This window comes from Aerolutibacter ruishenii, assembly GCF_007830115.1.
Lineage (GTDB): Bacteria > Pseudomonadota > Gammaproteobacteria > Xanthomonadales > Xanthomonadaceae > Aerolutibacter > Aerolutibacter ruishenii.
The window spans coordinates 394,806-420,176 of the sequence record NZ_VLKP01000001.1 but is presented as its reverse complement, the minus strand read 5'-3'; the positions used below and the strand labels follow the sequence as shown (position 1 = coordinate 420,176).

The window sequence follows — 25,371 nt, the reverse complement described above, 5'->3', positions numbered from 1 at the left end:
AGGGTGCGATAATCCCCGCATGAGCGACGCCCAGACCCCGCCCCGGACCCCGTCCACCGCCCCGCGCCCGGACACCACCCACTTCGGCTACCGCGACGTGCCCGTCGCCGAGAAGCAGAAGCTGGTGGCCGAGGTATTCTCCTCGGTGGCGGGCAAGTACGACCTGATGAACGACCTGATGTCGCTGGGCATCCACCGCATCTGGAAGCGCTACTTCGTCGGCACCGCGCAGGTGCGCCGCGGTGACCGCGTGCTGGACCTGGCCGGCGGCACCGGTGACATCGCCCTGCTGCTGCGCGACCGCGTGGGCGACAGCGGCAGCATCGTGCTGGGCGACATCAACGGCGCGATGCTGCGCGTGGGCCGCGACCGCATGACCGACCAGGGCAAGGTCGGCGGCTTCGAATACGTGCAGATGAATGCCGAGAAGTTGCCGTTCCCCGATGCCAGCTTCGACCTGGTCACGATTGCCTTCGGCCTGCGCAACGTCACCGACAAGGACGCGGCGCTGCGCGAGATGTTCCGCGTGCTCAAGCCTGGTGGGCAGGCACGCGTGCTGGAGTTCTCCGAGGTCAAGGCCGACTGGTTCAAGCCGATCTACGACTTCCACTCGTTCAACGTGCTGCCGCGGCTGGGCACGCTGTTTGCCGGTGACCGCGACAGCTACCAGTATCTGGCCGAGAGCATCCGCAAACATCCGCCGCAGGACGAGTTGAAGGCGATGATGCAGGCAGCGGGCTTCGCGCGATGCGACTACAGGAACCTCAGCGCCGGCATCGTGGCCATCCATACCGGCTACAAGGCCTGAGGGGGCGGCGCCTCCCGGGCGCGCTGGACGCGTGCGTATGGCGGGGCACGGACAGCCCCTGGCCAAAGGCGGTACCCGGGGCTTAGCCAGGTCTGGCGCGGGCGGCAGGCGCATCCATGCAGCCACCGGCGGTACACTCGGAGGCTTACCCGCAACCGTGGTCCCTTCATGCGTCCTTCGATCCTGACCCTGTGCCTGGCCGCCGTGCTCGCCGCCGGCTGCTCGCGCGAATCCACGCCGGCCTCCAGCGCCGATGCCCAGCCCGCCGCCGCCCAGCAGGCCGCCGTGAACGCTACCGCCGAAACCGACGAACAGTCCTACGCCGAGCCGGACAAGGTCCGCACCAAGGACCTCGCGCTGGAGCTGAAGGTCGACTTCGATGCGAAGACGCTGTCGGGCAGCGCCACCTACACCCTGGACTGGCTGGACAAGAACGCCACCCAACTGGTGCTGGACAGCCGTGCGATCACCGTCGAGAAGGTCGTGGGCGAGCGCGCCGACGGCAAGTGGGAGGACCTCAAGTTCAGTTTTGCACCGGCTGATGAGCTGCTCGGCAGCAAGCTGACCATCGAGGCGCCGCAGCGCAATCCGCGCATCCGCGTGACCTACACCACCTCGCCCGACGCGTCCGGCCTGCAGTGGCTGACCCCGGCGATGACCGAGGGCAAGAAGACGCCCTTCATGTTCAGCCAGTCGCAGCAGATCCACGCGCGTTCGTGGGTGCCGCTGCAGGACACGCCGCGCGTGCGCTTCACCTACACCGCGCACGTGACCGCGCCCAAGGACGTGATGGTGCTGATGAGCGCCGACAACGACCCCAAGGCCGCGCGTGACGGCGACTACAGCTTCACCATGCCGCAGCCGATCCCGTCGTACCTGCTGGCCATTGCCGCCGGCGACCTGGTGTTCAAGCCGATCACCGACACGGCCGGCGTGTGGGCCGAGCCGTCGATGGCGCCGAAGGCCGCCGCCGAGTTCGCCGACACCGGCCGCATGATCGACACCGCCGAACGCCTGTACGGCCCTTACCGCTGGGGCCGCTACGACATCCTGGTGCTGCCGCCGTCGTTCCCGTACGGCGGCATGGAGAACCCGCGCCTGACCTTCGCCACGCCCACCGTGATCACCGGCGACAAGACCCTGGTGTCGCTGATCGCGCACGAACTGGCGCACAGCTGGTCGGGCAACCTGGTCACCTTCTCCAGCTCCAAGGACGCGTGGCTCAACGAAGGCTTCACCAGCTACGTGGAGAACCGCATCATCGAGGACCTGTTCGGCAAGGAGCAGGCCGACATGGAGAGCGTGATCGCGCGCAACGAGCTGGCGGCGGAGTTCAAGGACGCCAAGCCGGAGACCACCGTGCTGGCGCTCAAGCCGGGCACGATCCAGAACCCGGACGACTCGCTGACCTCGCAGCAGTACACCAAGGGCGCGTGGTTCCTGCAGTTCCTGGAGCAGCGCTTCGGTCGCGACGTGTTCGATCCGTTCCTGAAGGGTTACTTCGACCACTTCGCCTTCCAGTCGATCCCGACCGCGAAGTTCGTCGACTACCTCAAGGCCAACCTGATCGAGAAGCACCCGGGCAAGGTGACGATGCAGGAAGTCGAGCAGTGGGTGTACGAGCCGGGCATCCCCGACTTCGCGCCGAAGACCGTGTCGCCGCGCTTTGACGCCGTCGATGCCGCGCGCAAGGCGTGGCTGGACAACGGCACGCTGCCGGACAAGGCGCTGACCGGCAAATGGATCACCCAGGAGTGGGTGCACTTCATCGAAGGCATGCCGGAAACGCTCAAGACCGGGCAGCTGGCCGCGCTGGATGCCGCCTACCACTTCACCGGCACGCCCAACGGCGAGATCGCGCAGCGCTGGTACCCGCTGGCGGTGCGCAGCGGCTACCACCAGGCCGATGCCGCGATCAGCGCATTCCTGCAGAAGATCGGCCGCCGCAAGCTGATCATGCCGACCTACAGCGCGCTGGTGAAGACGCCCGAAGGCCTGAAGCTGGCCGAGGAAACCTTCGCCAAGGCCAAGCCGGGCTACCACCCGATCACCACCGTCTCGGTGGAGTCGGTGATCGCCAAGGCCAAGCAGGCGCCGGCAAAGTAAGCCATGCGCTGGCGCAAGGCCCTCATCGCGGCTGCCCTGGTGGCGGCCGCGTTGTTGCTGGGCGGCGCGATCTGGGTCGCGCGTGATCCGGAGGTGGTGCTGCGCGCGGACTTCGCCCGCCAGCGCATTGGCGCCGGATTGCAGCAGGATTCGGTTGACGTTGCGGGCCATCGCTGGGTGTACGCGTTCAACGATGACGCACCGCCCGGCGCGGCTACCGTGGTGATGCTGCATGGCTTCACCGGCAGCAAGGAGAACTGGTACCCGCTGGCCGAACGTTTGCGTGGACACTACCGGCTGGTGATTCCCGACCTCGCGGGTTGGGGCGCCAGCAGTCGCCAGCCCGGTGCGGACTACGGGTTCGTGGCGGAGTCCGAACGCGTGGCCGCCTTCATCACGGCGGTCGCGCGCCAACCCGGTCGGCAGACCGTGCTGCTGGGCCACTCGATGGGTGGCGGCATCGCCGCCCTGGTCGCGGCGCGACATCCGGCGCTGGTCGATCGCGTCGGTCTGCTCAACGCCGCCGGCATCCGCTTCGCCGACAACCAGTTCGGCCGGGATGTGCTGGCGGGGCACAATCCGTTCGCGGTGCACGACGTGGCCACCATGCAGCGTTACCTCGACACCGTGTTCTTCGACGCGGCCGCCAGGCCCTGGATCCCGTGGCCGGCCGATGGCATCTATGTTGCCCGGCGCGTGCGCGAGGCGGCCTTCGAACAGCATGTGCTCGACAGGATCGGCCGCAGCGAGGAACGCTTCCTGCCGGGTGAGGAGGCCGCGCACATCCGCCAGCCGGCACTGCTGCTGTGGTGCCGCCAGGATGCGGTGATCGACCCCAGCGCACTCGACCTGTACGCCGCGCGCATGCCGCAGGCGCGCAAGGTGCTGCTGGACGGCTGCGGCCACATGTCGCTGATGGAACAACCCGATGCGGTCGCCGAAGCGGTGGTCGCTCTGATCGAACGAGGAACACCCCGATGAAATCCGCCAAGCTCCGCCTCGCCCTGCCGCTGGCCGTCGCGCTCGCGTTGGGCGCATGCAAGCCCGCCGAGGATCCGGCCGCCATCGCCGCGCGCCAGAAGGCCGCGATGGAGCAGGCCGCCGACGATGCGGCCAGGCAGTTCGACGCCGAATACGGTCGCCACAACTGGGAGCTGGCCAAGGCACATGGCGACGTGCTGATCGACAAGTACCCCGACAGCACCGCCGCCGCACGGATCAAGGAACGTCACGCCGACGCCATCACCAAGGCCACCGAAGCGCGCGAACAGCGTCGCCTGGCCTCGTTGTGGTCCTATGGCAACGAGCCGGTGGGCAAGGGCAGCCAGCTGTCCGCGTCGATCTACTCGCAGGAGCCGGTGGACACCGATGGCAGCGGCGCCAAGCCGGTGCGGCTGATCTTCCGCGACCACCCGGAGTGGGGCACCAGCAGCTACCTGGTACTGGAGACGGGTGACTTCAACTGCTACGCCGGTTGCAAGGTCAAGGTGAAGGCCGATGACGCCGCGCCCAAGGCGATGGCCGCCACGCGACCCAAGACCGACGAGGCCATCGCGATGTTCATCGAGGACGAGAGGACGCTGTGGAAGCTGGTGCGCGATGCGAAGGTGGTCGAGATCGAGTTTCCGGTGAAGGCTGGAGGCACGCGCACGGCGGTGTTTGAAGTGGCTGCGCTGGACACCACCTCACTGCCCAAGTGGCCGCAGTGATGGGGTGATGCGCGGTCGCGTGGAGCGTGCGCGCATGGGTATTGCTTCGACCCTCCGTCCGCGCAGTCCTGCGCGGACGGAGCGCTGGAGCAATGCCAGCGCCATCATCAGCCCGTCCCGCAGCAAAAAAACTACAGCGCGTACCCGAACTGCTGCTTGAACTGCTCGGCAAACTCCTCGTAATCGAAGCGCTGGTTCTGCGTCCCCGGATGCTCAACCTTCAGCGCGCCCATCAGGTTGCCGATGCGGCCGATGGTCATCCAGTCATAGCCCTTCTCGATGCCGAAGATCAGCCCCGCGCGGAACGCATCGCCGCAGCCGGTGGGATCGGTGACGCGACGCTCGTGCGCCGGCGGCACGTTGAACGTTTCCTGGGCGGTGTGGATCTCCGCACCCTGCGGCCCACGCGTGCAGATGTACGCCTTCACCCGCTGCACGATGTCCTTCTCGCTCCAGCCGGTGCGCTCCTGCAGCAGGTTGGACTCGTAGTCGTTGACGGTGACGTAGTCGGCCAGCTCGATGAAGTGGCGCAGCTCCCCGCCGTTGAACAGCGGCATCGCCTGGCCCGGATCGAAGATGAAGGGAATGCCCGCCTCGGCGAACTGCTTCGCGTTCTGCAGCATGCCTTCGTAGCCATCGGGGCTGACGATGCCGAAGGTCACGCCCGGCACGTCCTTCACGTGGTTCTCGTACGAGCGCATCATCGCGCCCGGGTGGAACGCGGTGATCTGGTTGTTGTCGTGGTCGGTGGTGATGAACGCCTGCGGGGTGAACAGCTCGTCGATCACCTTGACCCGGTCCAGGGTAATGCCCTGTTCGGTGAACCATTCGCGGTACGGACCGAAGTCCTGGCCCACGGTCGCCATCGGCACCGGATCGCCGCCCAGCAGCTTGAGGTTGTAGGCGATGTTGCCGGCGCAACCACCGAACTCGCGGCGCATCCGCGGCACCAGGAAGGACACGTTGAGGATGTGCACCTTGTCCGGGAGGATGTGGTTCTTGAACTGGTCGGGGAACACCATGATGGTGTCGTAGGCCAGCGAGCCGCAGATCAGTGCCGACATGGGCGGAAAGCTCCTGTTGAGGGGGCAGGCCGCCCGCCGGACGGACGGTTGCGGCGGGATGTTGGAAGGGACGGACGTCGCCGTACGGCGCGTAGGGTAGCCGGTGGCCCGCTGTCGGGCCAGTCGAAAGCGCGGCGTGGCAGCCGCCGGGATCGGGCGGAAGCCGCGCACGACCGCTTCGTGACCGGGGTCGCATCCCGGACGGTGGTTGAATGCCCGGCCAACGCGGGTTCCCCCACCAGCCACCAAAACGCCCGCAAACCCCTGATTTTCCTTGCCCGGCAGGGGGGCTGTTGCTAGTCTAGACCACTTGCCCCCGCACCCCCTCAAGACGGCCTGTTCCCCGATGTTCAAGAAGTTTCGCGGCATGTTCTCCAATGACCTGTCCATCGACCTGGGCACGGCCAACACCCTCATCTATGTCCGCGGACAGGGCATCGTCCTGAACGAACCCTCGGTGGTCGCCGTCCGCCAGGACCGCCTGATCGGCGGCACGCGCTCGGTGGCGGCGGTCGGCTCGGAGGCCAAGCAGATGCTCGGCCGCACCCCCGGCCACATCACCACCATCCGGCCGATGAAGGACGGCGTCATCGCCGACTTCACCTACACCGAGGAAATGCTCAAGTACTTCATCCGCAAGGTGCACAAGAGCCGCTTCCTGCGCCCCAGCCCGCGCGTGCTGGTGTGCGTGCCCTGCGGCAGCACCCAGGTGGAGCGTCGCGCGATCAAGGAATCGGCCGAGGAGGCCGGCGCGCGCGAGGTGTACCTGATCGAGGAACCGATGGCGGCCGCCATTGGCGCCGGCATGCCGGTGACCGAGGCCCGCGGCTCGATGGTCGTGGACATCGGCGGCGGCACCACCGAGGTGGCGGTGATCGCGCTCAACGGCATCGTGTACTCGGCGTCGGTGCGCATCGGTGGCGACCGTTTCGACGAGTCGATCATCAATTACGTGCGCCGCACCTACGGCACCCTGATCGGCGAGGCGACGTCGGAGCGGATCAAGCTGGAGCTGGGTTGCGCCTACCCGCAGAAGGAAAACCGCACGATGGAGGTCACCGGGCGCAACCTCGCCGAGGGCGTACCGAAGATGATCACCATCAGCAACAACGAGGTGCTGGAAGCTTTGCGCGAGCCGCTGGCCGGCATTGTCACCGCGATCAAGCTGGCGCTGGAGCAGACCCCGCCGGAACTGGGCGCGGACGTGGCCGAGCGCGGCATCGTGCTGACCGGCGGTGGTGCGCTGCTGCGCGACCTGGACCGCCTGATCAGCGAGGAAACCGGCCTGCACGTGCAGGTGGCGGACGATCCGCTGACCTGCGTGGCCCGTGGCGGCGGTCGCGCGCTGGAACTGGTGGACATGCATGGCAACGAGTTCTTCGCGCCGGACTGAGCCGCCCCGCGTTACCGCGCGCGTGGCGCGATCCTGTCGTTCCTCCCAACCCGTGACCTGATCCGCTGACGTGCCGCCCTACGCCGGTCCTCCCACGCCCCCACGCCCCGGTGATATCGCCGATTCGCTGCGGCTGATGATCTATCTGGGGCTGGCGGTGGCCCTGATCGTGCTCGACCACCGGGGCGGATGGTTGCACGAGGCCCGCCGGCAGTTTTCGGTGGTCGTGCAGCCGCTGTGGGCGGTGGCTGGTTGGCCCGGACAGGCCATGCGCCGGGTGCAGGATGATGCCGGCACGCTCGGCCAGCTGACCGAGGAAAACCAGCACCTGCGCCAGGAACTGCTGCTCAGCCAGGCGCGCATGGCGCGACTGCGCACCGTGGCCGCGGACAACGAGCGCCTGCGCGGCCTGCTGGACGCGGCCCAGACCAGCGGCGTCGACGTGCAGTTGGCCCCGATCCTGGACATCGACCTCGATCCCACCCGGCAGCGGCTCGTGGTGCGCGCCGGCAGCGCCGACGGCGTGCGCATCGGCCAGAGCGTGATCGACGCCGGGGGCCTGCTGGGCCAGGTCATCGAAACCAAACCCTACCAGTCGACCGTGTTGCTGATCACCGACCCGGCGCATGCGGTGCCGGTGGCGGTGGTGCGCAACGGCGTGCGGCTGGTCGCGTACGGCAGCGGCGAAGTCGGGCGCCTGCGCCTGGGCAACATTCCCACGTCCAGCGACGTGAAAACCGGTGACGAACTGATCACCTCGGGCCTGGGCGGACGCTTTCCGGCGGGGTTCCTGGTCGGCACCATCGTCGACCTGCGTCCGGACGAGAGCCGTGCCTACCTGCAGGGCGACGTGCGCCCGGCGGCGCAGCTCGACCGCGGCCGCGACGTGCTGCTGTTGCGTGCCGCGCCGCCGATTGCCGCGGCACCCGTTGCACCCGTTGCGCCGGAAGGCGGCGAGCGCGTGGGCGGGGCGACACCGACGGCCGCGCCTCCATCACCGACCGTGTCCGAACCGACGGCCGCGCAGGTGCGCTACCCCCGACGGCCGCCAGCTGCAGGCACGGTCACCGGCAATGCGGCCAACACGCCTGCGGCGATCCCGACGGCTTCGCCCACGCTTTCGAGCGCAAGGCCGCGCGCAACGCAGCCCGGAACACAACCCGAAGCGACACCCTCCACTACACCTTCCACTACACCTTCCACTACACCTTCCACTACACCTTCCACTACACCTTCCACTACACCTTCCACTACACCGCCGGCCACCGACGAGGCAGTCCGCCGATGAGCCGCACGCTGACCCATTGGGTGCTGCCGCTGAGCATCGTCGTCGCGTTGCTGCTGGGCCTGCTGCCGCTGCCGCCAGCGCTGCAGCCGCTGCGTCCGTACTGGCTGGCGCTGGTGCTGGCGTACTGGCTGATCGAGGAGCCCGACCGGGTCGGGCTGGGCGTGGTGTTCGGCGTGGGCCTGCTGGCCGATCTGGCGTTTGGCACGTTGCTTGGCGAGCAGGCCCTGCGGCTGGTGGTGATGGGGTTCATCCTCCAGCGCTTCCGCGCGCGGTTGCGCTTCTTTCCGATCTCGCAGCAGGCACTGGCGATTGGCGGCCTGCTGTTCAACGACCGCATCGTCGCCGCGGCCATCCACCTCATGCTGGGCCTGAAGGCGCTGCCGGCGATGTTCTGGCTTGCGCCCTTGGGGGGCATGCTGTTGTGGCCGATGGTGTTCCTGGTGCTGGACGCGGCGCGGTACGGCCGGTGGCGGAAGGGCTGAGCCATGGGCCCACGGCGCGGGCGCCGCATCATCAAGAACAGTGCGGCTGAAGCCGAGCAGTTCCGTCGGCGAGCGGCGCTGGCGTTCGCCTGCGTGGTGCTGGCGCTGGGCGGGCTGGCGATGTGGTACTTCCGCCTGCAGGTATGGCAGCACGACGAATACGCCACGCGCTCGGAGGCCAACCGCATCAAGCTGCAGCCAGTGGTGCCCGGGCGCGGACTGATCTACGACCGCAAGGGCCGCCTGCTGGCCGACAACGTGCCCGCCTTCCGCTTGGATGTCACCCCCCGCGAGGCCGGCGACGCGAAGCAGTGGCTGCCGGCGCTGGCCAAGGTGGTGGCGCTGAGCGAGGAGGACATCAAGCGTTACGAGGAAGGACGCAGCGCCGCCCGCGGCTTCAAGCCGGTGACGATCAAGCTGCGCCTGACCGAGGAAGAGGCCGCCGCGTTCTCGGTCGACCAGTGGCGTTTCCCGGGTGTGGAACTGGTCTCCTACCTCAACCGCCGCTACCTGCATGGCGACCTGTTCGGGCACGTGATCGGCTACGTCGCCCGCGTCGACGCCAAGGATGCGCAGGTACTGGGCGAGGCCAATGCCGCCTTCAGCCACATCGGCAAGACCGGGCTGGAGCGCTATTACGACGAAGCACTGCGTGGCCGCATCGGCTACGAGAAGATCGAGACCAACGTCGATGGCCGGCCGATGGGGCTGGTGGGGCGGGTACCGGCGGTGACCGGCACCGATCTGCGGCTGGGCGTGGACCTGGACCTGCAGCAGGCCATGGTGTACGCCTTCGGTGACATGGACGGTTCGGCGGTGGCGATCGAGCCGTCCACCGGCGAGGTGCTGGGCATGGTCAGCTTGCCGGGCTACGACCCCAACCTGTTCGTCAACGGCATCTCGCACGCCGACTACCGCGCGCTGATGGACAACCCCTCGCGCCCGCTGTTCAACCGCAACGTGCTGGGCGGTGGCCCGCCGGGCTCCACCATCAAGCCGATGGTGGCGCTGGCCGGGCTGGACAGCGGCCTGCGCACGCCGGAGGACAAGGTGTTCTCCACCGGCGAATTCCACATCCCCGGCCAGCGCCGCGGTTATCGCGACGCGCACGGTGGTGCAGGCTGGACCGACCTGCGCAAGTCGATCTCGGCGTCGGTGAATTACTACTACTACAAGCTTGCCTACGAAATGGGCATCCGCACCTTTGCCGACTACATGTACAAGTACGGCTTCGGGCAGCCCACCGGCATCGACCTGGCGGGTGAGAATGCGGGGGTGGTGCCTTCGCCGGAGTGGAAGGCGAAGCGTTCCAAGGAGAACTGGTACCCGGGCGAGACCGTGATCGCCGGCATCGGCCAGGGCTACTGGATCGCGACTGCGCTGCAACTGGCGCAGAGCACCGCGGCGATCGCCAATGGCGGCGACCTGCGCCGGCCGCACCTGGTGGCGCAGCGCCGCGACGGGTTCGAGGCGCCGTGGACCCCGTTGCCGCAGCCGACGCCGAAGCGCATCACCGACAATGCCGCACACCTGCGGGCGGTGCAGGAAGGCATGATCGCCACCATCCACGGCGGTGGCACGGGCGCGGCGATGGGTCGGGGTGCGCCGTACATGATGGCCGGCAAGACTGGCACTGCGCAGAAGATCAGCCGCAAGGGCAGCGCCAGCTTGAACCCGCACAACCTGCCGTACCACCTGCGCCACCAGGCGCTGTTCGTGGGCTACGCGCCGGCCGACAACCCGAAGATCGCGGTGGCGGTGGTGGTCGAGCATGGCGGCTACGGCGGCAGTACCGCCGCGCCGATCGCGCGCAAGATCTTCGATGCGTGGTTGCTGGGCAAGATGCCCGAGCCGCCTGCGCCCAGCGCGGCCAGCCGCCCGGGCGCCGCAGCCGCACCAGTGACGCCTGGATCGACGGCGACGCCGTCCCAAGCGCCGCCCGCGGCCGCTACCCCGACCCCGGAGCCTCGCCGATGAGCGCCATCCTGCGTTGGCTTTACGGCTTGGCCGTGCACTTCCTGCGTACCCTGGATGCACCGCTGATGGCCGCGCTGCTGGCGCTGATGGCCATTGGCCTGGCCGTGCTGTACAGCGCCGGCGGCGGTTCGACCACGCTGGTGGTGGCGCAGGGTGCGCGCTTCGCGGTAGGCCTGGTCGCGATGTGGGCGTTGTCGCGCGTGCCACCCAACCAGCTGCGCAACTGGACGCCCCCGGTATACGCGCTGACCCTGATCCCGCTGCTGCTGGTGCTGGTGGTGGGCGAGGGCAAGCACGGCAACCACTGGATCAACCTGGGCGTGTTCTATTTCCAGCCCGCCGAACTGCTCAAGCTGAGCCTGCCGATGATGGTGGCGTGGTACCTCAACAGCCAGCCGCTGCCGCCGCGGTTCAGCACGGTACTGGTCGCGGGCGTGATCATCGCCGTGCCCACGCTGCTGATCCTCAAGCAGCCTGACTTCGGTACCGCCATGCTGGTGGCCAGCAGCGGCGCCTTCGCCCTGTACCTGGCGGGGTTGCCGTGGTGGTGGTTCGGTCTGGCATTCGGCGGGGCCGCGGCGATCGCGCCGGTGGCGTGGTTCTGGTTGCTGCGCCCGTACCAGAAGGACCGGATCCTCACCTTCCTGGATCCTGAGTCCGACCCGCTGGGCACCGGCTGGAACATCATCCAGTCCAAGATCGCCATCGGCGGCGGCGGACTCACCGGCAAGGGCTGGGGCGAGGGCAGCCAGTCGCACCTGAACTACATCCCCGAGCACACCACCGACTTCATCTTCGCCGTGCTCAGCGAGGAGTTCGGCTGGGTCGGGGTGGCCACGGTGCTGGCGCTGTACCTGTTCGTGGTGGGGCGCTGCCTGTGGATTGCCGCCGACGCCCGTGACGGCTACTCGCGCCTGCTGGCGGGGTCGCTGGGGCTGGCGTTCTGCGTGTACGTGATCGTCAACGGCGGCATGATTTCCGGCCTGCTGCCCGTGGTGGGCGTGCCGATGCCGTTGCTCAGTTATGGCGGTACTTCAGCGGTGTCGTTGCTGGCCGGGCTGGGCGTGGTGATGGCGGTGCGCGCGCACCGGCCAGTGCACGGACGGTGAGGTGCGCCGCGACGCAGTCGGCCGCGAACCTGACTGGCGCATTCAGGAGCGTCAATTTTCGTGGTTTTTTGCCCCAACTTTCGCGTGTTACCCTCGCCGCGATGAGTAGAACCGACCTCACCCGGCGGACCGCGCTCTGCGTGCTCCCGCTCGTGCTGGCGGCCTGTGCCACGCAGGTGCCGTCGACCCCGGGCGCCACCCGGTCCGCCCCATCCGCGGTGCCCGCCACCGCAACCCCCGGCACCGACCCCCTGCCGCCTCCGCTGCCGGCGATGCCGCTGGCCGAGGCCAGGGCGGCGTTCGTGCGTGACACTGCCGCCAAGTACGGCGTGGATGCGGCGTACATCGAGTCGGTGCTGGCAAGCGCGCGGATCCGCGAGCCGATCATCGCCGCGATGTCGCGCCCGGCCGAGACCAAGCCCTGGCGCGACTACCGCCCCATCTTCATCACCCAGGCGCGCATCGACGGCGGCAAGGCGTTCCTCGCCACCCACGGTGACGCGCTGGCGCGGGTGCAGGCGCAGTACGGCGTGCCGGCCGAGATCATCGTCTCGATCATCGGCGTGGAAACCAGTTTCGGCGCCAACATGGGCAAGTACCCGGTGGTGGACGCGCTGTACACGCTGGCCTTCGCCTACCCGCGCAGCGGCGACCCGGCCAAGGCCGACCGCGAGAACCGCCGCGAGGCGTTCTTCCGCGGCGAACTGGCGCAGTTGTTCGCGCTGGGCAAGGAAACCGGGCTGGACATCACCACGCTGACCGGCAGCTACGCCGGCGCGATGGGCTGGGGCCAGTTCATGCCGTCCAGCTACCGCGAGTATGCGGTGGACGGCAATGGTGACGGCAAGCGCGACCTGTTCGGCAGCACAGACGACGTGTTTGCCTCCATCGCCAACTATTTCGTGAAGAAGGGCGGCTGGGTGCGCGGCGCACCGGTTACCGTGCGCGCCAACCGGGCCGGGAATGCCCGCGACATCGAGCCGGAATCGCTGGAGCCGGTGATTCCGATGGCCGAGCTGGCCGCACGCGGCTTCCGCCCGCTGGTGGACGTGCCGGGCGTGAAGGCCGCCACCGTGCTGAAGTTCGACGGCGTCAGCGGGCCGGAATACTGGTTCGGCTTCCGCAACTTCCACGCCATCACCCGCTACAACATCTCCAAGCACTACGCGATGGCGGTGTACCAGCTGTCCGAAGCGGTGGCCGGGCGTGAGAACCCGCTCGCCGTCGCGGTCGAAGGGCAACCGGGCGCATGAGGTGGCTGCTCGCCGTCGCGATGGCGTTGGGCCTGGTCGCCTGTGCCAGCGCACCGAAGAAGTCGTCGCCCCCGGTCGCTACCGCCACGGCACCTGCCGCGGGTCGTCACCACGCGCCGCCGAAGAAGGTCTCGCCCTACGCACCCGCCCAGGAAGACCCCGGCACGCGTGGCGATTACGTGGCCGGTGGCCTGTACAAGCCGGGGGTGGCCGACACCACCCCCGACCATGTGCCCGACGTGGATGCCATCCCCGAGCCGGATGTGGTGGATGAGCCGCGCTCGCGTGCCGGCAACCGTTCCACCTACACCGTGCTGGGCAAGCAGTACCGCGTGCTGGAAGAAGCCGGTGGTTACGTGGAGGAAGGTACCGCGTCGTACTACGGCCAGAAGTTCCATGGCCGCCGCACGTCCAACCTGGAGGTGTACGACATGTACGCCTTCACCGCCGCGCACAAGTCGCTGCCGCTGCCCAGCTTTGCCCGTGTCACCAACCTCGACAACGGCAAGTCGGTGGTGGTGCGCGTCAATGACCGCGGTCCGTTCCATGCCGGCCGCATCATCGACCTGAGCTATGCCGCGGCGGTCAAGCTGGGCATCACCCAGCGCGGCACCGGCCGGGTGGAAGTGCGTGCGCTGACCCCCGACGGCGACACCCGCCTGGCCAGCGCACCGTCCCGTGGAAACCGGTCCAGCGCGATGGACCGGCTGGTGGCGGCGGGCGGCACCGAGCAGCGCTTCGACATGCGCCAGGATGGCAAGCCGATGACGGCCAACGAGTTCGATGCGTGGATGACGTCGCGTCGCCTGACCGTGGCCACCGGCAAGCCGCGCGCCGTGACGACGAAATCCGACGGCGGCACTGGCACTGGCGCCGGCAAGGGCGGCACCGAAGCCGTCGCCGCCGTTTCCGATGTCGCCGCGCAAGCGACCCCGGCCGCAGCCACGCCGGCTGCGCCGTCACCGGCCCAGGTGGCCAAGGCGGTTGCCGCCGCCGCGCCATCGACCGGCACGGTGACATTGCAGGTGGCCAGCTTCGCCACGCGGGGCAACGCCGACCGCGCGCTGGACCTGCTGCGCGGTGCCGGCATCGCCGATGCCCGCCTGCATGACGGCAGCGCCAGCGGGCGCAACGTGTGGCGCCTGCGGGTGGGCCCGCTGGCGGCCAGCGCCGCCTCCGAGCTCAGCAGCCGCCTGGTCGGCCTGGGCTTTGGCCAGCCGCAGTTCGTGCACGACTAGAATTCCTGTTCACCTGGCCGGATGCCCCCGGCCCTCCGGAGCCGTTCAACGATGAAAGTCCGCTTCTCCCCCCGTGACCGCATGACCACTGGCGTGAACGCCCTGCGGGGGTTCGCGGTGGCGGCCCTCGCCACCTTCGCCGTCGGCCTGGCCGTGGCCCAGCAGGCACCGTCCACGCCCGGCCCGGCGCCGGCACGCGCGCTGAGCGGCGACCTGCCCGTGCCGCCGCCGCCGGCGATCACCGGCACGGCCTGGATCCTGGTCGATGCCGTCAGCGGCAACGTACTCGCGGGTGAGAACTACGACACCCCGCTCGAGCCGGCCAGCATCACCAAGGTGATGACCAGCTACGTCATCGCCGCCGAGATCGCCGGCGGCAAGGTCAAGGAAACCGACCAGGTGATGATGTCGGAGAACGCCTGGCGCCAGGGCGGCGCGGGCACCGACGGCAGCTACTCCGGCTTCGAGGTCAACAAGACCGCGCCGCTGGAGCAGATGGAGAAGGGCATGGTGGTGCAGTCGGGCAACGACGCCGCCATCGCGCTGGCCGAGCACGTGGCCGGCAGCACCGACGCCTTCGCCCAGCTGATGAACATGTATGCCAAGCGCATCGGCATGAAGGACAGCCACTTCGTGAACCCGCATGGCCTGCCGGCCGAGGGCCACGTGTCCACCGCCCGCGACCTGGCCATGCTCGGCCGCGCGCTGATCCACGACTTTCCCAAGGCGTACTCCTACAACAAGATCAAGGAGTTCACCGTTGGTCCGATCACCCAGCCCAACCGCAACCTGCTGCTGTGGCGCGACAGCACCGTCGACGGCATCAAGACCGGCCATACCTCGGGTGCCGGCTACTGCCTGATGGCCTCGGCCAAGCGCGGCGACCAGCGCCTGATCTCGGTGGTGATGGGCTCCACCTCCGAAGCACAGCGCGCCAGCGACAGCCTGGCCCTGCTCAACTGGGGCTTCCGTTTCTACGAGACCCACAAGCTGTACGACGCCGGCAAGCAGGTCGCCCAGCAGAAGGTCTGGAAGGGCCAGGTCAACGAAGTGCAGCTGGGCGTGGCCGAACCCATGCTGGTGACCATCCCGCGCGGCAAGTACGACCAGCTCAAGCCGACCATGGACGTGCCCAAGTCGCTGGTGGCCCCGATCAGGAAGGGCCAGGCCATCGGCACCGTGAAGGTCCTGCTGGACGGCAAGGTCGTGGCCCAGCGCCCGCTGGTGGCGCTCAACGCCGTCGAGCAGGCCGGCTTCTTCAAGCGCCTGTGGCACGAACTGCTGATGTGGTGGTACGCCGACTGAGGCACCGAACACCCGTTGCTCCAGACGAAGCCGGCGAAAGCCGGCTTTGTCGTTTCTGCCCCCGCCCTCCGCCTCCGTGCCGCACAGCCACCGCCCTTGCCTTGGGATTAACGCCCCCCGCACCCATAATCCCGCCATGGAAATCAAATCCGACAACCCCGACCACGGCTTCCAGTTCCCCGGCACCTTCGAAGTCAGCGCCATGGGCGCCGCCGAAAAGGACCTGGAGACCGTGCTGCCCAACCTGCTGATGGACGCCGGCGTGGACGTCGTGCAGGAAACCGTGACCTGGAAGCACTCCAGCAACGGCCGCTACGTCTCGGTGCGGATCAGCTTCACCGTGGACAGCCGCGAAGAGTACGACCGCGCCCACCAGTTGCTGCGCGACCACCCGGAAGTGAAGTGGACGCTGTGAACGAGGCGTCCGTCCCCGGGATGGTCGCCTGCGCGCTGGCCCTTCCGGTGGAAGCGGGCGAGGGCGCCATACCAGTCGCACGCCTGTGCGACCTCGGCCGCCAGCCCTACGAGCCGGTGTGGCGCGCCATGCAGGCCTTCACCGATGCCCGCACCGCCGACACCCCGGACGAGCTGTGGCTGGTCGAGCACGACCCGGTGTTCACCCTCGGCCAGGCCGGCAAGCCCGAGCACGTGCTGATGCCCGGCGACATCCCGGTGATCCACGTGGACCGCGGCGGCCAGGTCACCTACCACGGCCCCGGCCAGATCGTGCTGTACCCGCTGCTGGACCTGAAACGGCTCAAGGTCGGGGTGAAGGAGTACGTCTGCCGCATCGAGCAGGCCATCATCGACACCCTGGCCGACTGGAACATCGAGGCCCGCCGCCTGGACGGGGCCCCCGGCGTGTACGTGAACGGGGCCAAGATCGGCGCACTGGGCATCCGCGTGCGCAACGGTCGCACCTTCCACGGGCTGGCGTTCAACATCGCCATGGACCTGGAACCGTTCCGGCGGATCAACCCCTGCGGCTACGCGGGGATGGCGGTGACGTCAATGGTAGACTTGGGCGGCCCGTCCGGCTTGGACGCGGTCAAGCCGGTGCTGGTCGGCCACATCGCCCGATTGTTCGGGCTGACGGTCCAACCCGCCGCGCCGCCGTCGTTCGGCTGACCCCTTCGCGAGCGCGCCCCGACCGGCGGACGCGCCCGGCCCGGCCATGCCCCTCGTGGCCTCCGCCCCGGCCACGCCTTGCGCGGCCATCCGCCCCGGCCGCGCCTCGCGGCCATCCGCAGAGACACCGCAGCAGCAATGACCGACACCTCGCCCAAGTCCATCCCGCTCGCAGTCGTGGGCGGTGACGCCCCCGCATCGCTCGAACCGGGCGTGAAGCAGCTGGCCGGCGACAAGATCAACCGCTCGCCGGTGCAGTTCGCCGACGCGCCGGTGCTGCGCAAGCCCTCATGGATCCGCGTGCGCATTCCCTCGGGCAACTCGGTGCAGAAGCTCAAGGAAAAGCTGCGCGAGAACCGCCTGGTCACCGTGTGCGAGGAGGCCAGCTGCCCCAACATCCACGAGTGCTTCGGCCACGGCACCGCCACGTTCATGATCCTGGGCGAGGTCTGCACCCGCCGCTGCAGCTTCTGCGATGTGGCCCACGGCCGCCCGAAGCCGCCCGATGCCGCCGAGCCGCTGAAGCTGGCGCAGACGGTGAAGGACATGGGCCTGAAGTACGTGGTGGTCACCAGCGTGGACCGCGACGACCTGCGCGACGGCGGCGCCGGCCACTTCGTCGACTGCATCACCGCGATCCGCGAGTTCACCCCCAGCACCAAAATCGAGATCCTCACGCCCGACTTCCGCGGCAAGGGCCGCATGGAGCGCGCGCTGGAGATACTGGCCGTGAATCCGCCGGACGTGTTCAACCACAACATCGAGACCGTGCCCGACCTGTACCGCAACGTGCGCCCGGGCGCGGACTACCAGTGGTCGCTGACCCTGCTGCAGAAGTTCAAGGCGCAGCACCCGGACGTGACCACCAAGAGCGGCATCATGCTGGGCCTGGGCGAGACCATGGAGCAGGTGCAGGCCACGTTACGCGACCTGCGCGCGCACGATGTGGACATGGTCACCATCGGCCAGTACCTCCAGCCGTCGGCGCACCACCACCCCGTGCTGCGCTACTGGACCCCGGACGAGTACAAGGCGCTGGAGGTCTACGGCTACGAGCTGGGCTTCAGCCACGTGGCGTCCGGGCCGCTGGTGCGCTCGTCGTACCACGCGGACCGCTCGGCCAAGGAGGCGGGTGTCGCCACCGCATGATGGCCACCGCCGGGCAGTCCGCTGCAGGGGGCGTGACAGGGGGTATGCCGGGTGGATCGTTGCCGGCACCAACCTGAACCTCCACTCCCCACCGGCCGCCCCAAGCGTTCCGGGGCGTTGGTTTTTGAGGCAAGGTCGGATGACACCGATCGCAACTTTCGGCACTGTGGGGTGGTCACAGCGTGGACCATCCTAGACATGCCTTCCCCCACCCAGGTTCCGGCCGCCAGCGGCCATAGAAGCTTGCCGATGACTGCCAAGAAGACCCTGCTCGCATTGTTGCTGGCCACGCCCCTGGTGCTGGTGGCCCGTGCCGACAGCAGCACCGCGCTGCCGACCGCTCCCACCGCCGACCAGGCCACCGCCGCCAAGCTGGTGTACGGGCTGCTGTCCGACAGCCGCTACGCCTACCGGCCCAAGGCGCTGGACGACGCGCTGTCGGCCGACATGTACAAGCGCTACCTGGAAGCGCTGGACCCGGGCAAGCAGTTTTTCACCGCACAGGACATCGGCAAGTTCGATGCCTACAAGACCAGGCTGGATGATGGCTTCAAGCGTGGCGACATGGCGCCGGCCTATGCGATGTTCGCGGTGTATCGCCAGCGCGTCGACGCACGCGTGGCCCATGCGCGCGCGTTGTTGAAGCAGGACATCTTCGATTTCACCGGCAACGACAGCTTCGCCTACGACCGCGAGGATGCGCCGTGGGCCGCCGACAAGGCCGCGCTGGACGCGCTGTGGAAGCAGTCGGTGCGCAACGACTGGCTGCGGCTGAAGCTGGCCGGCAAGAAACCCGACGAGATCCGCAAGACGCTGGACAAGCGTTACGAGAACCTGGGCAAGGGCATCGCCGAGTTGAAGGGCGAGGACATCTTCCAGACCTACGTCAACAGCTACGCCAACTCGGTCGATCCGCACACCGATTACTTCACCCCGCGTTCGGCCGACAACTTCAACCTGTCGATGTCGTTGTCGCTGGAGGGCATCGGCGCGGTGCTGCAGAGGCAGGATGACGTGGTCGCGATCCGCGAGATCGTGGTCGGCGGCCCGGCCGGCAAGTCGGGCAAGCTCAAGGCCGGTGACCGCATCGTCGGCGTGGGCCAGGGCGATAGCGGGCCGATGGACGACGTGATCGGCTGGCGCATCGACGACGTGGTCGCCAAGATCCGCGGCAAGAAGGGCACCAAGGTGCGCCTGGACGTGATCCCGACCGAAGCCGACCTGGACAGCCAGCCGGTGCGCGTGGTGCTGGTGCGCGACAAGGTGCGGCTGGAAGACCAGGCCGCCAAGTCCGAGGTCATCACCATCCCCGCGGCGGGCCAGGCGCCGGCCAAGCGCGTCGGCGTGATCAAGCTGCCGGGCTTCTACCAGGACTTCGAAGGCCGTCGCCGCAACAATGGCGACTACGCCTCGGCCACCCGTGACGTGGCCAAGCTGCTGGTCAGGCTGAGGGGCGAGAAGGTCGATGGCGTGGTGCTGGATCTGCGCAACAACGGCGGCGGCTCGCTGACCGAGGCGATCGAGTTGACCGGCCTGTTCATCGACCGTGGACCGGTGGTGCAGGTGCGCGAATCTGGCGGCCGGGTGAGCGTGGAGTCCGACAGCGATGCCGGCATCGCGTGGGAAGGCCCGCTGGCGGTGCTGATCAACCGCGGCTCGGCGTCGGCGTCGGAGATCTTCGCAGGCGCGATGCAGGACTATGGGCGCGGCCTGGTCATCGGCGAGACCACCTTCGGCAAGGGCACCGTGCAGAACCTGGTGGACCTGGACCGCTGGCCGGCCAATGAGACCGCGCGCTTTGGCCAGGTCAAGCTGACGATCGCCCAGTTCTTCCGCGTCAACGGCAGCTCGACCCAGCACAAGGGCGTGGAGCCGGACATCGCGTTCCCGGCGTCGGTGGACGCCAGCGAGTTTGGCGAGAGTACCTACGACAACGCGCTGCCGTGGACGCGCATCGCCGCGGTGCCGCACACCCGTTACGGCAACTTCGAACCGCTGCTGCCCAAGCTGCGCGTGCTGCACGACAAGCGCGTGGCCGATAGCAAGGAGTACCAGTGGTGGTCCGAGGACGTGGCGCAGTTCAAGGCCGAGCGCGCCAGGAAAACCGTGTCGCTCAACGAGGCCGAGCGCCGCGCCGAGCGTGACCGCAACGAGGCCAAGCGCAAACAGCGCCAGGAGCAGCGCAAGGCCCTGGGCCTGGCACTGGATCCGCTGGCCGACGACGTGGCGGACGACGGTTTGGCTGCCAGCGAGCGCGACATCGCCAAGGATGCCGCGCGCGAGAAGCTGGCCGAAAGCCGCCCGGATCCGCTGCTGCGCGAGTCGGCGGCGATCCTGGCCGATGCGGTGCGGCTGCTCAACGGCGACGACAAGCTGTCGGCGGTGGTGCTGCCGACGGCGAACGTGCGGGGGCATTGGGCGGATTGAGCGAGCCTGTGGCTGGCGGCCTGGCCGAGCTTGGGTGAAGCTTGTCGGAAGAGAGATTGGCGGCCTTGGGGCCGCCTTTTTCATTTGGGGGTATGCGCTCCTCGAATTGGAACCGCACTTTCGCGAGGAGCTGTACCCTTCCGGCCCGCGCGCGGCGATGGTGCGGCATGCCGGCCGCACGCGTCGGCAGCCCCGGGCAACAAGTGACGCCAGGTCACCCAACCGGGGGATGCAGTCCGACCGTCACTGCAACGCGCGTTGTTAAGCGTGAGGGAACTCGCAGGCTCCGCCGGCCAGGTTCGGCAGCGCACATCCTTCCGCTTGGCTGACGTCGATTCCGGCGTTTGTCGTGTGGTTGGTTCGTGCACGCGCGCGGCTTCACCAGACGCAGCGCACAACAGGACAATGACGATGCATGCAGAACAGGAACGTGGCGTGTGGTCGGGCGAAGCCGCTAATTCGGTACCGTTCCATCCAGCAGAGTTCGCGGAGGCACCGGCATCGATCACGGTAATGATCGCCTTCGCGCACAAGGCCATGGCCTTGGCGTGGAGGTCTGGTTTGGAGAACGAGTTCGACATCGAGATCAAGGGTGAGGCGGTCGCCGACGCGACTCGCTTGTTGACCTGCCTGAAACAGCATCATCCCCAGGTGCTGCTGCTCGACAGGGCGTTGCTGGACCGTCTTGACGCCGTGTCGCTGCGATGGATGCACTGCAATCCTCATGTGCGCGTGCTGCTCGTGGTGGAGCACGCGTGTCATCACGCGGTCACCGGCGTGCTGCGCCACCGGTTCCACGGGCTCCTGCCGGCGACAAGTCCGCCAGCTATCCGCCTCAAGGCGGTCCATGCCGTCAGCAGGGGGGAACTGTGGCTGTCGCGCTGGTTGATGGCCAAGGTCATCAGCGATCCGAGCTGGCCCTTGGGGCTCGCTTGCGCGGACGAATCAGTCGTTCCAGCCAGTCCCAACGCCATGGCCACGCTGACGCGGAGGGAACTCCAGGTCGTTGCGCGATTGCGTCGGGGGTGCAGCAACAAGGAGATTGCGCGCGAGCTCGGGGTCATGGAAGACACGGTCAAGAAGCACCTGAAGAGCGTCTTCGCCAAGCTGGGCGTGCGCCGTCGTGCCCAGGTCATCCTCAAGTCGTCATTGTCTTCGCGATCCAGCCCAGTCGAGGGGGCCTGCCCTCGTCAGTAGTGGCAGGCCCCGCTCATTCAACCGCGGCCCGGTCAGTTGCCGGGTTCGGGTTCCTGCGTGGTCGTTTCCCGCGTCGCAAGGCAGTCAACATTGGATGCTTGATGCGGACCGATGACCGATGCCAGGTGCAACGGCGGATCGAAGAGCTCCTCGACCCAGCCATCGCCATGGGCGAGATGGGCGGCGGCGGCCGTGTCACTGGCGCCGATCACGATCCCAAGGAACTGGTTCGCGGTCAGGATGATTGAACCACCGCCTTCCAGGGCGACCGAGCAGTTGCCGGTGGCTTCACAGTTGGCGCCCAGGTCCCGTGGCCCGCCGATGTTATGGCACAGCAGCAGTTTTTCCGGTGGCGGCTTTGTCTCGCCGGCACAGACGACACCTGCCGCCAGTGCCCCGCTCAGACCCAGTGCAGCAATTGTCAGTGACTTCTTGGTCAGGCCAATCATTTCACTCTCCTTTCCTGGTTTTGTTGATCCGGCGTCGGATCCCGTTGGGCGCGCTTGCCATGACTCGATGCCCGTGTGTCTATCCGATCCCGGCCGCACGGTGCCACAGCCGGAATCGCCAAAGTGGTTGGTCTGCTACGGGGTGACCGTGAACGCGTTGGCCAGGACACCGCCGCCGCCGACACGCACGCTCCATACTGGACGCTTGCCGGGCTGTTTCTTGTACGGCACCGTCACAGTCGCCGTGATCAGATCTACCGTTTCAGTGTCCGAGGCCAGTTGCACGTTGCTGGCCACTGGCCGGGGACCGGTGCCGCCGTCAAAGGTGACGCCCATGCCCGGAGCGAATCCGTATCCGGTGATGGCGACCTGTACGGTGGTGCCCGTGCGCGTCGAACTCGGGGTGATCGATGCGACCGATGAGCATTGGCCACTGCTGTCGAGCACGGTGGCGGTGCTCGGCTTCCTGATGCTGAGCAGCACGCACGACACGTTGTCGTTTTCATTGGTCTCGAGCAGCACCTTCTTGGGATCCACTTCGATTTTCAGTTGGTAGATGCCGTCGGCATTGCCGGTGAAGTCGATCTCCTGTCCGGCGAGGTGGGCGCCGTAGGTATCGCCCCACCCGACCGAAATTCCTTGCAGGTCGCGCCCGCATTGCGTGTAGAACGCGCGCCCGGGAGCGCCTGGCAATCCCAGGTTGATCGGAGTCGTGTCCATCACGCAGAACGTCGTCTTGACGCCGGTTCGCGACGATCCGCCAGGGGCATTGACCGGCTGCAGCGTGTACAGCGCGAAGTCGTTGAAGTGCATGTGCTCGTGCGCGGGGTGGTACTCGAAGGCGCCCGCGAAGCGCAGGTCCGGAGGGCCGCTGGTCTGGTACACGACCTGGTACACCTGCAGTTTGCCCGAGCCGGTTTCAACGTCGCCGGCGGCAAGCTCCAGCGGTCCGACACCGGCGTTCCAGCTGGTGGTGCTGAATCGCAGCGTGGAACGGCTGCCGGAATCGGTCGTCAACGTGATGGCCCCGGCCCCACGTGGAACCAGGTTCGGGGGCATGGCCGTCTGCGCAGCGACGGCGCCGGCACCTGACGCCAGAGCGATGATGGCCGCTGCCCGCCAGGGTGCGCGCATGCGAAGAGGATGCGGGTTCATGGCAACACCTCCAACGACGACGGCAGGTTCCTGGCCACCGAAGTTGTCAGGGCTGGCCAACGCCGGCAATTCCTCAAAAGGGGAAGTTGCGGAATCCGCGGCGCGGCCGTCATGTATTCGTGTGCGACAACGCTGGAGCTCCTTCATCCTTCGACCAGCCACCCGCATCGGCAACTGCGACGCCGGGCGAAGTCCAGTTCCGCAATGACCTGGTCAACCAGGAAAGACCCCATGCACTTGATGTAACCGGCATAAGCCTATCCAATGCAGTCATGCCGTTCCGTCCCGTGCCAGGCCGCCGCCGTTTCATTACCCGCGCTGCTGAGCTTGGGGCATTGGGTGCGCTGCCTTGGGGCCGCGTGCTGGCGACACCCTGCAATACGGCGGAAAGCTCTTGGATCCCCGGTGACGAGTTCCTCGCCCAACTGCCTGGAATCATGCAGGCATTCGCCGTTCCCGGTATCGGCATCGCCGTGGTCGATGACGGAGTTGTGGCGTGGAGTCGCGGTTTCGGCGTAACCAACGCGCTGACCGGCACACCAGTGGATGAGCGGACGGTGTTCGAGGATGCCTCGCTGAGCAAGCCGGTGTTCGCCTATCTGGTCATGCAGTTGGCGGACCGGGGGTTGATCGACCTGGATCGCCCACTGGTGCAATACCGGCGCCCTGAGTACCTGGCCGACCATCCGTGGGTTGCGCTGGTCACTCCGCGCGATGTGCTGCGTCATACCAGCGGGCTGCCGAACTGGCGCACGTCACCGATGACGGAGAAGCTGGTGCCCAGGGTCAAGCCCGGTACCCGGATCGACTATTCCGGCGAGGCCTTTTTCTGGCTGCAGCTGGCGGTGGAAGCGGTCACCGGCCAGAGCCTGGACGAATCGATGCAGGCGCATCTGTTCGTTCCGGCTGGGATGGAGGACAGCAGCTACACCTGGAATCCGGACCTGGGCGCGCGATCGGTGTACGGCCATCGTGCACACGACCAGGCGGGTGCTGGCATGCTCCGGCAGATGTTCCGCGAGCAGTGGAGCGTCGCCCAACAGGTCGCCGACCGTTGGGGCAAGCCACTGTCTACGTGGAAATACGAGGATGCCGAGCGCGCGCTGCCCGAGGTGCTGGCGCTTGGTCCGGCCGGGCTGGTGACGTGGCCGGGCGATATCCTCGCCAATGCAGCAGCGAGCCTGCGTACCACCGCGCGGGACTACGCGACGTTCCTGGCCCTGATGATGACGCGCAGGCAGCGGGCAACGTGGGAGATCACCGAGGCCTCGCGCCAGGCCATGCTCACGGCACAGATCAAGCTCCCCGGTCGATGGACGGAGAAAGGCCTGGGCTGGAACATCGAGGAGACCCATTACGGCCCGGTGTTCCACCACGCGGGCAGCAACGGCGGCATCTTCAGGAATTTCACGATCGGCGATGCGCAACGAGGCCGCGGCATCGTGGTGCTGACCAATGGCGGCAGTGGGGCTTTCGTCCACCAGCGGGTGGTGCGGGCGACCACCGGACACGACTTGCTGTCCAACGACCTTTAGCCGGAACTTGCGGGCGGGTCGACAGGGGGCGGTGCCTCGACGCCCGGCGGACGTATCCTGCGCTCACCTGCGCCGCCGCCCCGCCACTCGCGTCGGCAACTGCAACCCCGCCTTGACCACGTCGAACACCATCCGCGTTTCGTAACGGCGGATGGTGCCTTCGTCCACGAACAGCCGCTCGGCCACCTCGCGGCAGTGCGCCAGGCTGGTGGTGGCCAGGATCACCAGGTAGTCCCAGTCGCCGGCCAGCACATAGCATTGCTGCACTTCGGGGGCGGCGCGCATGCGCGCGGTGAACGCGGCATGGCGCTTGGCGCCCTCGCGCTCCATCGCCACCAGCACCGAGGCCAGGGTGACGTGGGGCAGCTGGCGCGCGTCCAGCACGCCGACCTGCCGCAGCAGGCCGCTGGCACGATAGCGGGTGATGCGCCGCTGCACCGCACTGGCCGACAGGCCCACGGCCTCGCCGAGGGCGGTCAGGGTGGTGCTGGCGTCGCGCTGCAGCAGTTCGAGTAGACGATGGTCGAACTCGTCGAGCGGGGGCAGTGAGTCCATGCAAGATTTTTGCGCTGCAGCGCATTAATTTTCAACCGACGTGC

22 protein-coding genes are annotated in these 25,371 nt (G+C 67.8%); 18 read left to right on the top strand and 4 right to left on the bottom strand.

The window, feature by feature from the left end:
• Nucleotides 1-19: 19 nt before the first annotated feature.
• From ubiE to IP93_RS01985, 4 genes are all read left to right on the top strand, one after another.
• On the top strand, nucleotides 20-808 hold the full coding sequence (ubiE, locus tag IP93_RS02000) for a bifunctional demethylmenaquinone methyltransferase/2-methoxy-6-polyprenyl-1,4-benzoquinol methylase UbiE (protein ID WP_144811407.1): 789 nt from the start codon (nucleotides 20-22) through the stop codon (nucleotides 806-808).
• Nucleotides 809-976: 168 nt separating this feature from the next.
• Nucleotides 977-2,914 carry a M1 family metallopeptidase gene (locus IP93_RS01995; RefSeq protein WP_144811405.1) on the top strand — a complete coding sequence of 646 codons (1,938 nt, stop codon included), beginning with the start codon at nucleotides 977-979 and terminating at the stop codon, nucleotides 2,912-2,914.
• A 3-nt stretch (nucleotides 2,915-2,917) separates the two neighbouring features.
• A complete protein-coding gene (locus IP93_RS01990) occupies nucleotides 2,918-3,895 on the top strand; it encodes an alpha/beta fold hydrolase (protein ID WP_144811404.1) in 978 nt (325 codons plus the stop codon).
• Nucleotides 3,892-4,623, top strand: coding sequence for a hypothetical protein (locus IP93_RS01985; RefSeq protein ID WP_144811402.1), 732 nt, complete (start codon nucleotides 3,892-3,894; stop codon nucleotides 4,621-4,623). The genes IP93_RS01990 and IP93_RS01985 overlap by 4 nt, the downstream gene beginning before the upstream one ends.
• A gap of 131 nt (nucleotides 4,624-4,754) precedes the next feature.
• Here the strand turns inward: IP93_RS01985 and IP93_RS01980 are convergent, their stop codons facing one another.
• Nucleotides 4,755-5,687, bottom strand: a complete 933-nt coding sequence (locus IP93_RS01980; protein ID WP_144811400.1) for a carbohydrate kinase family protein — start codon at nucleotides 5,685-5,687, stop codon at nucleotides 4,755-4,757.
• Between the two features lie 346 nt (nucleotides 5,688-6,033).
• Between IP93_RS01980 and IP93_RS01975 the strand changes: the two genes are divergently transcribed.
• The 13 genes from IP93_RS01975 (at nucleotide 6,034) to IP93_RS01915 (ending at nucleotide 21,633) form a co-directional block, all read left to right on the top strand.
• The gene (locus tag IP93_RS01975) at nucleotides 6,034-7,080 is read left to right on the top strand and encodes a rod shape-determining protein (RefSeq protein ID WP_144811399.1); all 1,047 of its coding nucleotides are present in this window, start codon (nucleotides 6,034-6,036) and stop codon (nucleotides 7,078-7,080) included.
• Between the two features lie 136 nt (nucleotides 7,081-7,216).
• A complete protein-coding gene (mreC, locus tag IP93_RS01970; protein WP_242006687.1) occupies nucleotides 7,217-8,368 on the top strand; it encodes a rod shape-determining protein MreC in 1,152 nt (383 codons plus the stop codon).
• On the top strand, nucleotides 8,365-8,850 hold the full coding sequence (mreD, locus tag IP93_RS01965) for a rod shape-determining protein MreD (RefSeq protein ID WP_144811395.1): 486 nt from the start codon (nucleotides 8,365-8,367) through the stop codon (nucleotides 8,848-8,850). The genes mreC and mreD overlap by 4 nt, the downstream gene beginning before the upstream one ends.
• Nucleotides 8,851-8,853: 3 nt before the next feature.
• A complete protein-coding gene (gene mrdA, locus IP93_RS01960) occupies nucleotides 8,854-10,827 on the top strand; it encodes a penicillin-binding protein 2 (protein ID WP_144811392.1) in 1,974 nt (657 codons plus the stop codon).
• Nucleotides 10,824-11,936, top strand: a complete 1,113-nt coding sequence (gene rodA, locus IP93_RS01955; protein ID WP_144811390.1) for a rod shape-determining protein RodA — start codon at nucleotides 10,824-10,826, stop codon at nucleotides 11,934-11,936. The genes mrdA and rodA overlap by 4 nt, the downstream gene beginning before the upstream one ends.
• A 101-nt stretch (nucleotides 11,937-12,037) precedes the next feature.
• On the top strand, nucleotides 12,038-13,189 hold the full coding sequence (gene mltB, locus IP93_RS01950; RefSeq protein ID WP_144811389.1) for a lytic murein transglycosylase B: 1,152 nt from the start codon (nucleotides 12,038-12,040) through the stop codon (nucleotides 13,187-13,189).
• Complete coding sequence (locus IP93_RS01945; protein WP_144811387.1) at nucleotides 13,186-14,427, top strand: septal ring lytic transglycosylase RlpA family protein; 1,242 nt, start codon at nucleotides 13,186-13,188, stop codon at nucleotides 14,425-14,427. The genes mltB and IP93_RS01945 overlap by 4 nt, the downstream gene beginning before the upstream one ends.
• Before the next feature lie 81 nt (nucleotides 14,428-14,508).
• Nucleotides 14,509-15,732, top strand: coding sequence for a D-alanyl-D-alanine carboxypeptidase family protein (locus IP93_RS01940; protein WP_144811529.1), 1,224 nt, complete (start codon nucleotides 14,509-14,511; stop codon nucleotides 15,730-15,732).
• Between the two features lie 136 nt (nucleotides 15,733-15,868).
• Nucleotides 15,869-16,147 (top strand): DUF493 family protein, encoded by a 279-nt coding sequence (locus IP93_RS01935; RefSeq protein ID WP_144811385.1) that lies wholly within the window; start codon nucleotides 15,869-15,871, stop codon nucleotides 16,145-16,147.
• Between the two features lie 20 nt (nucleotides 16,148-16,167).
• A complete protein-coding gene (lipB, locus tag IP93_RS01930; protein WP_144811527.1) occupies nucleotides 16,168-16,860 on the top strand; it encodes a lipoyl(octanoyl) transferase LipB in 693 nt (230 codons plus the stop codon).
• 138 nt (nucleotides 16,861-16,998) lie between these two features.
• Nucleotides 16,999-18,009 (top strand): lipoyl synthase, encoded by a 1,011-nt coding sequence (gene lipA, locus IP93_RS01925; RefSeq protein WP_144811384.1) that lies wholly within the window; start codon nucleotides 16,999-17,001, stop codon nucleotides 18,007-18,009.
• Between the two features lie 249 nt (nucleotides 18,010-18,258).
• Nucleotides 18,259-20,436, top strand: a complete 2,178-nt coding sequence (locus tag IP93_RS01920) for a carboxy terminal-processing peptidase (RefSeq protein ID WP_144811382.1) — start codon at nucleotides 18,259-18,261, stop codon at nucleotides 20,434-20,436.
• A 321-nt stretch (nucleotides 20,437-20,757) separates the two neighbouring features.
• Nucleotides 20,758-21,633, top strand: coding sequence for a helix-turn-helix transcriptional regulator (locus tag IP93_RS01915; protein ID WP_144811380.1), 876 nt, complete (start codon nucleotides 20,758-20,760; stop codon nucleotides 21,631-21,633).
• 32 nt (nucleotides 21,634-21,665) lie between these two features.
• Here the strand turns inward: IP93_RS01915 and IP93_RS01910 are convergent, their stop codons facing one another.
• Nucleotides 21,666-22,082: a hypothetical protein gene (locus IP93_RS01910; RefSeq protein WP_144811379.1), complete on the bottom strand. Its 417-nt coding sequence runs from the start codon at nucleotides 22,080-22,082 to the stop codon at nucleotides 21,666-21,668.
• A gap of 135 nt (nucleotides 22,083-22,217) precedes the next feature.
• The gene (locus IP93_RS01905) at nucleotides 22,218-23,384 is read right to left on the bottom strand and encodes a lysyl oxidase family protein (protein ID WP_158636249.1); all 1,167 of its coding nucleotides are present in this window, start codon (nucleotides 23,382-23,384) and stop codon (nucleotides 22,218-22,220) included.
• Nucleotides 23,385-23,509: 125 nt separating this feature from the next.
• Between IP93_RS01905 and IP93_RS01900 the strand changes: the two genes are divergently transcribed.
• Nucleotides 23,510-24,772, top strand: a complete 1,263-nt coding sequence (locus IP93_RS01900; RefSeq protein ID WP_144811375.1) for a serine hydrolase domain-containing protein — start codon at nucleotides 23,510-23,512, stop codon at nucleotides 24,770-24,772.
• A gap of 63 nt (nucleotides 24,773-24,835) precedes the next feature.
• Here IP93_RS01900 and IP93_RS01895 read toward each other — a convergent pair whose 3' ends face one another.
• On the bottom strand, nucleotides 24,836-25,327 hold the full coding sequence (locus IP93_RS01895; RefSeq protein ID WP_144811374.1) for an Lrp/AsnC family transcriptional regulator: 492 nt from the start codon (nucleotides 25,325-25,327) through the stop codon (nucleotides 24,836-24,838).
• Between the last annotated feature and the right edge of the window lie 44 nt (nucleotides 25,328-25,371).